Raw genomic sequence first — 4,910 nt, 5'->3', positions numbered from 1 at the left:
CGCGCGTTGGTGGCGGTGGCGCTGGAGGCGGACTCCATGGTGGCGGAGCGCCGTGGCAAGGTGAGTGGCGTCCTGCATCTGGGAGTCGGTCAGTCCTTTGGCCGGTTGCACGTGATCCCGCGCCTCAAGGCGTTTCAGGATCGCTACCCCGAGCTGGAGCTGGAAGTCTCCCTGTTCGATCACAGAACCAACCTGGTGGATGAGGGACTGGATCTCTGGATCACCACCTATGAAGACAAGCCCGAAGCGCTGGTGGGGCAGCGGCTGGCGGATATCCACTTCGTGCTGGTGGCCTCGCCGGACTATCTGCTGAGCCACGGTACCCCGCTGCACCCCAAGGAGCTGGCCCAGCACAACTGCATCACCTACCAGAGTCGGGAGCGGCGCTACCACGAGTGGTCGTTTCGCCAGGGCAAGGAGCGCCAGACGGTGCAGGTGGCCGGCAACTACCGGGTGGATCTGGCGGAGGCGGTGCGGGATGCCGCCCTGGCCGGACTCGGTATCGCCTATGTCGCCAATTACTTGCTGGACCAGGAGTTGCAATCCGGTCAGTTGATCCCCCTGCTACCCCAGTGGCGGCCGAACCAGAAGATGGCGGTGCACGCCGTCTACGCCAGGCGCGAACATCTGGATCCCAAAATCCGGCTGTTCATCGATTTCCTCAAGGAGAGCTTCGGTCCCAATCCCTATTGGGAGCAGCGACTCGCCCCCTGGCTCGGCGGCAAATTGTCTGGCATAGAGGAATGATCGTTTCCATATAAGAACGCTGGCTTTCGTGTGATACCAAAATTGAACCAAATCAGCGGGTTGGCGCAACCGGTATCGTGCAAACGTTTTTGCTAACAGGGCTGTAACCAAGCGGGCTTGCAGTGGCTGAGCGTGGAGCGCAGAATCCGCGCCCATCTTTTGCCCCACCTGATGGAGTCCCTATGATAGCCCTGCTCGGCATACTGAGTATCCTGGCGCTGGCCGTGATCTGCTCTGATAATCGTCGTCGTATCCCGTTGCGAACAGTCGGCCTTGCCCTCTGCCTGCAAGTCCTCTTTGCCGGTCTGGTGCTCTGGCTGCCTGCCGGTCAGCACGTGCTGAACGGGGTCAGCGAGAGCGTCAGTAGCGTGATAGGTTACGGCCAGGAGGGGATCGCCTTCCTGTTCGGGGACCTGGCCAAGTTCAAGCTGGGCTTCATCTTTGCGTTCAACGTGTTGCCGGTCATCATCTTCTTCTCGGCGGTGATCGCCATCCTCTATCACATAGGCTTGATGCCGCGGGTCATCGCCCTGCTGGGCGGCGGTCTGCAGAAGCTACTGAGCACTGGCCGCGCCGAGAGCCTCTCCGCCACCGCCAACATCTTCGTCGGCATGGTGGAAGCGCCGCTGGTGGTCAAACCCTACCTCTCCAAGATGTCCGATTCCCAGTTCTTCGCGGTGATGAGCTGCGGCCTCGCCTCTGTTGCCGGTGGTACGCTGGTGGGCTACGCCAGCCTCGGGGTTGAGCTGAAATACCTGATCGCCGCCGCCTTCATGTCGGCGCCCGCCGGTCTGGCCATGGCCAAGATCCTGGTACCGCCCGGAATCGGCGAGGTGGATCACCATCAGGACGTGGAGATCCCGCGTGCGACCAATGTCATCGAAGCGGCGGCCGATGGCGCCATGGCTGGCCTTAACATCGCGGTCGCGGTCGGTGCGACCCTGTTGGCCTTCGTCGGGGTGATTGCTATGCTCAACGGCCTGTTGGGTTGGGCTGGCGGTCTGGTGGGGCTGGATTTGAGCTTCCAGATCATCCTGGGCTGGCTGTTTGCCCCCGTCTCCTGGCTGATCGGCGTGCCCTGGGATCAGGCCCAGGCGGCCGGTGCCCTGATCGGGACCAAGATAGTCATCAACGAATTCGTCGCCTTCATCGCCCTGGTGCAGGATCAGACTCTGAACGAATCGAGCAGGGCCATCGTTACCTTCGCCCTGTGCGGTTTCGCCAACATCTCCTCCATGGCGATCCTGATCGGTGGTCTGGGCGCCATGGTGCCGGAGCGCAAATCCTTCATCGCCCGTTATGGCATGCGCGCCATATTGGCAGGTGTGCTGGCAAACCTGATGAGTGCCTCGCTGGCGGGGCTGTTCCTCGCTCTCTGATTCACCTCGACGCTAGCACCTTACGGTCAGAGCCCGCTTCGGCGGGCTTTTTTGTTGGCCGCGTTCGGGCAAAAAAAAGCGCCTCAGAGGAGGCGCGGGGAAAAAACAGATTGGAAGCGTCACATGGGTGCCACTTGAATGAGGGATGAGCCATGCCATCCAAGTGTGAAGCCATGATGCCTGACCCTGTCTGAAGCCCTTCTGAGGCGATTCTTCATGCTGCGTTCATTTTACTAAACGCGAAACGGGACCAATCCAGTGCCTCAAGCCAGGGTGTTATTGGAGTGCCGCTGCCATCCCATCAGGGGTCAGCCTGAATGAGTGGGCGTTTTATTGTTGCAGAGCCAGCAACCAGTGTTTTACAGGGATGCCGCTGTCATCCCATCAGGGGTCAGCCTGAATGCATGGCCGTTCTGTTGTTCCAGGGCCAGCAACCAGCGTTTGATGGGTATGCCGCCGGCATAACCGGTCAGCTGGCCGCTGCGCCCAATCACCCTGTGACAGGGCACTATGATGCTGAGGGGATTGCGGCCATTGGCGGCCCCCACTGCGCGTACCGCCTTGTGATTGCCGATGGACTGGGCTATTTCGAGATAGCTGACGGTCTCGCCGTAGGGAATGTCGCACAGGGCGCGCCATACCGATTGCTGGAAGGGGGTTCCCTTGGCAGCGAGCGGCAGATCGAAGCGCTGCAGGTGGCCAGAGAAATAGGCGGCAAACTGCTCGACGTAGGGCGCCAGCGCCAGATCATCCTGGCGCCACTGCGGGGCTGGCATGATGGGGCGTTCACCCTGCATGAACTCCACATGGCGCAGTCCATCCCGATCGATGGCGATGAGCAGGGGACCGTGGGCGCTGTCGCAAAAACTGTATCTCATCTTCTCTCATCCTTGGCGTAGGCAAGTCGTAAGGCTGGCAGCATTACTCCAGCACGGGTTTGCCGCGGGCCGACTTGATGTCGCCCTTGCGCTTCTTGGCGTCGACTCGTTTGCGCTGGGAGCTGCGGGTCGGCTTGGTGGCATGACGGGCCTTGGGACGCCAGGCGGCTTTTTTAAGCAGCTCCACCAGGCGGCTCATGGCCTCCTTGCGGTTCATGTCCTGGCTGCGATGGGTCTCGACGCGGATCTGGATAAAACCGTCGTGTACCCGGCTGTCGCTCAGCTTGTCGAGTCCCTCCTTATAGAGATCCGGCAGGCTGGGGGAGCTGCGGTAATCGAAGCGCAACCAGACGGCGGAGTCGGTCTTGTTGACGTGCTGGCCGCCGGCGCCCTGAGCTCGCATGGCTTGAAACTGCAGCTCATGCCAGGGCAGGGTCACGCTGTTGGAGATGACTAACATACTGCTGTGCTCTTGTTTGGTGCATCGGGAGAGGCTGGTTCAGCTTGGTGCCTCATTATGGGGCGAGATGCGCTCCCTGGGTGATATTGTGGGGTGCCTATCCCAGAATAAAAAACTATCCTTTTGAAATTTAACAATAAAAAGACTTGGCACGAGAATTGACTCCCAATTCATGACATACCATGGATTGGGAGCAACCAGATGAAGCTGATTACTGCGATAATCAAACCGTTCAAGTTGGACGATGTGCGCGAAGCGGTCGCCAACCTGGGGATCGAGGGCCTGACCGTGTCCGAGGTCAAAGGGTTTGGTCGTCAGAAGGGGCACACCGAATTATACCGGGGAGCCGAGTACCAGGTCGACTTCTTACCCAAGGTAAAGCTGGAAATAGCGACGGTCGATGACAACGTCGAAGGGGTGATAGAGGCGATCTGCAAGGCGGCCTACACCGGCAAGATTGGTGACGGCAAGATCTTCGTCTACGACTTGCTACAGGCGGTGCGCATTCGCACCGGCGAGAGCGACGACGAGGCACTCTGAACTCTCGCGCGTGATGCCGGTTTGAGCAAGAAGACTCTTTTGAGGATTGGCTAGGCCGGACAGATTGCCGATGTGAAGTCGCGGATGGACTCCATGGTGGGGCTGGATAGGATTCTATCCGGCCCTTTTGTTTGCAAGGCGTTTAAATATGTGATCCCGCACTCGATGTTTTCTTGATCCCGCTGTCGAGGCCAATGCAAAATACAAACAGCAATGGTTATCACTCGATATAGCAACTCAAGGAATGGATGATGAAAATGAAGATGTTGGCACTGGCTTTCTCGACCCTGGCTGCTCAGGGAGCGTTGGCGGCAGGGGAAGTGAATGTCTACTCCAACCGGCAGGATGAGCTGATCAAGCCCATCATCCAGCAGTTCGAGAAGGAATCGGGCATCAAGGTCAACGTGGTGTTCGCCAAAGAGGGGCTGAACGAGCGTCTGGAGCGGGAAGGCAAGCTTTCCCCGGCCGATCTCATGCTGACTGTTGATATCAGCCGGCTGACCGATCTGGTGGACAAGGGGTTGGTGCAGCCGGTAGACAGCAAGATCCTGCAGGAGAATATTCCCGCTATCTATCGTGACCCGGAGAACCGCTGGTTCGCCCTGACCACCCGGGTGCGTGCCATCTATTCGAGCAAGGATCGCCTCGGCAAGCTGGACACCATCAGCTACGAAGATCTGGCCAAGCCTGAATTCAAAGGGAAAATTTGTACCCGCAGCGGCAAGCACGAGTACAATGTGGCGCTGGTTTCTTCCATGATCGCCCATCACGGCATGGCCGAGACCAAAACCTGGTTGGAAGCGGTCAAGGCCAACCTGGCGCGCAAGCCGCAGGGCAACGACCGGGATCAGGTCAAGGCGATCAAAGATGGCATCTGTGACCTGTCGCTCGGCAACAGCTACTACC

At 59.1% G+C, this 4,910-nt stretch carries 6 protein-coding genes; 4 read left to right on the top strand and 2 right to left on the bottom strand.

The window, feature by feature from the left end:
• A partial coding sequence (locus AAC083_RS06605; protein WP_108536138.1) for a substrate binding domain-containing protein occupies positions 1 to 747 on the top strand: 747 nt, incomplete at its 5' end.
• A gap of 182 nt (positions 748 to 929) precedes the next feature.
• A complete protein-coding gene (locus tag AAC083_RS06600) occupies positions 930 to 2,126 on the top strand; it encodes a NupC/NupG family nucleoside CNT transporter (RefSeq protein ID WP_108536137.1) in 1,197 nt (398 codons plus the stop codon).
• A 359-nt stretch (positions 2,127 to 2,485) separates the two neighbouring features.
• Here the strand turns inward: AAC083_RS06600 and AAC083_RS06595 are convergent, their stop codons facing one another.
• Together AAC083_RS06595 and arfB are read right to left on the bottom strand one after the other, a co-directional pair.
• Positions 2,486 to 3,004 (bottom strand): methylated-DNA--[protein]-cysteine S-methyltransferase, encoded by a 519-nt coding sequence (locus AAC083_RS06595; RefSeq protein ID WP_108536136.1) that lies wholly within the window; start codon positions 3,002 to 3,004, stop codon positions 2,486 to 2,488.
• Positions 3,005 to 3,047: 43 nt separating this feature from the next.
• On the bottom strand, positions 3,048 to 3,464 hold the full coding sequence (arfB, locus tag AAC083_RS06590) for an alternative ribosome rescue aminoacyl-tRNA hydrolase ArfB (protein WP_042038790.1): 417 nt from the start codon (positions 3,462 to 3,464) through the stop codon (positions 3,048 to 3,050).
• 201 nt (positions 3,465 to 3,665) lie between these two features.
• On the opposite strand from arfB, the gene glnK reads away from it, so the two are divergent.
• The gene (gene glnK / locus AAC083_RS06585; RefSeq protein ID WP_042038791.1) at positions 3,666 to 4,004 is read left to right on the top strand and encodes a P-II family nitrogen regulator; all 339 of its coding nucleotides are present in this window, start codon (positions 3,666 to 3,668) and stop codon (positions 4,002 to 4,004) included.
• Between the two features lie 251 nt (positions 4,005 to 4,255).
• Positions 4,256 to 4,910, top strand: a 655-nt coding sequence (locus tag AAC083_RS06580) for an extracellular solute-binding protein (RefSeq protein ID WP_146181601.1), incomplete at its 3' end; no start/stop codon positions are given.

The sequence above is a fragment of the Aeromonas sp. HMWF014 genome (assembly GCF_963878295.1).
In the GTDB taxonomy this organism is placed as follows: Bacteria; Pseudomonadota; Gammaproteobacteria; order Enterobacterales; family Aeromonadaceae; genus Aeromonas; species Aeromonas popoffii.
This window is presented reverse-complemented; position numbering and strand designations above follow the sequence as displayed.

Coding starts and splice junctions, on each gene's coding strand:
- AAC083_RS06600 (WP_108536137.1), top strand. CDS start 930: ATGATAGCCCTGCTCGGCATACTGAGTATCCTGGCGCTGGCCGTGATC.
- AAC083_RS06595 (WP_108536136.1), bottom strand. CDS start 3,004: ATGAGATACAGTTTTTGCGACAGCGCCCACGGTCCCCTGCTCATCGCC.
- arfB (WP_042038790.1), bottom strand. CDS start 3,464: ATGTTAGTCATCTCCAACAGCGTGACCCTGCCCTGGCATGAGCTGCAG.
- glnK (WP_042038791.1), top strand. CDS start 3,666: ATGAAGCTGATTACTGCGATAATCAAACCGTTCAAGTTGGACGATGTG.